The following is a 2,571-nucleotide window of genomic DNA, read 5'->3' on the forward strand; positions in this document are numbered from 1 at the left end:
TATATTATATATTTACGAATGGAAAGTGTCTACTAAAAGAGTATAACACCAAAAGATCAAAAGTGTCGCGGCGGCACTTTTGATTTGAAATTAAAATCAAGATTTATTGGAGAGAATCAGGTAAGAATAATAAACTGATTAGAAAAGAAAGAATTATGAGTTTGTTTTATTTTTTATGGTATAATAAGAAATAAAAAAATTAAAGGAAGTGAGTGTATTGAGCATTATATTAGATCAAGAGATGAAAGAAAAACTGGATAGAAGAGTTATAGCAATAAGTGAAAAGATAAGTGACTTAGGTTTTGAATTAGAAGAAGATATGAAAGAGTTAGTGGAAATGAGAGATGATATTGCCGAATTAATCTTAACATCGAAATTGAAGAAAATAGATTACTTTGTAGAAAAAGAAGGGAATGGAGTAGGATTCTATTTAGGAGATTTACAAGTGACTTTCTTTGTAGAATATGGTGAAGATGAAGAGGGACCATATTATGAAGCTACAGCAGAGATTTTAGAAGGATAAGCTATAATATATTAAAAAAGCAAAAAGTGTCGCCGCGACACTTTTTGCTTTTTTTGTTAATAATTTTATATTTCTATAACTTGTTCTTCTAAAGTTGATTTAGTTTTTAAAGATTTGAATTCCTTGATCACAAAATATGATGTGATTATAGCTAATGTTAGATCTGTAATCGGAATAGCTAACCAAACTCCGTTAACACCGTAATATTTAGGTAAAAAATATAGAAGCGGAAACATGAGTACGAACTGACGAATGATATTTATAGCTGTTGTTATTTTAGCTTTTCCAACTGTTTGAAAATAACTGCTTCCAATCATATGAAAACCCATAAAGAGGGTCATACTAAAAAATATTTTAGTTGCATTTGTTGTTAATTCAAATAGAGTTTCATCATTATTGATAAATGGTGAAATTAATAGATGAGGGAAAAATATAGCTACGAAAAATCCTATGGCTGAAATACTAATAGCCACCAAAAGAGATAGTTTGTATGTTTCTCTTACCCTTTTAAAGTTTTTAGCACCGTGATTATAACCTAAAATAGGCTGACTTCCCTGATATATTCCTACAATAGGCATATACATAAGGACACTGATACTATTAATTATTCCGTAAGCAGCAATGGCAATATCTCCTCCATAGATATTCAAATTTTTATTGATGAAGATTACTACGATAGAATTGGACATCTGCATGATGAATGGTGCTATTCCAATCCCAGCTATTCCTATAAGGATTTCTTTTTTTAATTTCATATTTTTTAATTTTAATTTTATATTACTGTCACCTTTTATAAAGTGTCTGATTTGGAGTATTGCCACAAGTACATTTGAAATAACTGTAGCAATGGCAGCACCTTTTATTCCCATATTTAGAGTGAATATAAATAGTGGATCGAGTAAAATGTTTAATCCACATCCTATGATACTCATTTTCATGGCAGCTTTGGGATTTCCCTCTCCTCTCATGATGTTATTCATACCAATAAATAATAGTTGGAAGGTAGTGGCAAAAAAGATAATAGACATATAGTCTTTGGCAAAACTTATATTATTTGCTGTAGCACCGAACAATATAAGAACATCATCTAGGAATAAAATACCAAAAGTGGAAATTAAAATACCCATGACAATAAATAAAGTTAATGAATTTCCTAATATTTGCTCTGCTCTTGCTTTGTTTTGTTTACCTAAGTTTATGGAAATAAGGGCTCCTCCTCCAACACCTATAAATAATCCTGTTGCTAGTATAAAGGTGAAAAGGGGTAAAACTATACTTATTCCAGCAATAGCTAATCTTCCAACACCAAAACTTATGAATATTCTATCTACAATATTATATAAGATACAAACTAAAGTCCCAGTTATAGCAGGGATAGAATATTCCCATAAAAGTTTTGATATTTTTTCTGTCTCTAATTTAATATTTTTCATATACTCTCCTAAGGTTTCTCGTTATTTGATAGTCATTGAATTTTCATCTATTTTTTTCATGATCTTATATAAAGTTTCAACTTCTACTACTGATAGATCTTTTAAAATGACTTTTTCCCAATTGCTGACAATATTTTCTAGATCAGGGATTATCTTTTTGCCATTTTTTGTTAGAAATAATCGCTGTTTTTGCTTGTGGTGGAGATCATCTTCTTGATATAGATATTCATATTCAATTAATTTTTTTACTCCTTTAGAAATCAAGCTTTTATTTAATTTTGTGAGTCTTGAGACTTCATTTTGGCACACACCGTGATATTTATTAAGACAAAGTAAAATTGGGTAGTCACTATTACCAATTCTATATTTTTTTAATTCCTCTCTCATATAATATTGGTACTGTCTATATGTAATACTGAGATACTTTGAAAGCATAGTTTTCCTCCTAACCGTTTATATCTAAACAGTATAAAGGAGAGTTAAAGCTTTGTCAATAGGAAGGAATAAAAAAAGTAAAAAAGCAAAAAGTGTCGCGGCGACATTTTTTGCTTTTAAAAATTATGCATCAAAAATGCCTTGGTGATACTGCCTTAAATAGATGGATATATATATAAT

At 29.4% G+C, this 2,571-nt stretch carries 3 protein-coding genes; 1 reads left to right on the plus strand and 2 read right to left on the minus strand.

What is annotated here, in order from left to right; genetic code table 11:
• The first annotated feature begins 217 nt into the window (after window positions 1-217).
• Window positions 218-523, plus strand: a complete 306-nt coding sequence (locus WBG30_RS12040; RefSeq protein ID WP_424504905.1) for a hypothetical protein — start codon at window positions 218-220, stop codon at window positions 521-523.
• Between the two features lie 65 nt (window positions 524-588).
• On the opposite strand, the gene WBG30_RS12045 is transcribed toward WBG30_RS12040, so the two are convergent.
• Window positions 589-1,956 (minus strand): MATE family efflux transporter, encoded by a 1,368-nt coding sequence (locus tag WBG30_RS12045; RefSeq protein WP_424504906.1) that lies wholly within the window; start codon window positions 1,954-1,956, stop codon window positions 589-591.
• A 21-nt stretch (window positions 1,957-1,977) separates the two neighbouring features.
• Complete coding sequence (locus tag WBG30_RS12050; RefSeq protein WP_424504907.1) at window positions 1,978-2,391, minus strand: MarR family winged helix-turn-helix transcriptional regulator; 414 nt, start codon at window positions 2,389-2,391, stop codon at window positions 1,978-1,980.
• Window positions 2,392-2,571 lie beyond the last annotated feature (180 nt).

Origin of the sequence: Psychrilyobacter sp., from assembly GCF_049671765.1 — a bacterium.
Taxonomy (GTDB): domain Bacteria; phylum Fusobacteriota; class Fusobacteriia; order Fusobacteriales; family Fusobacteriaceae; genus Psychrilyobacter.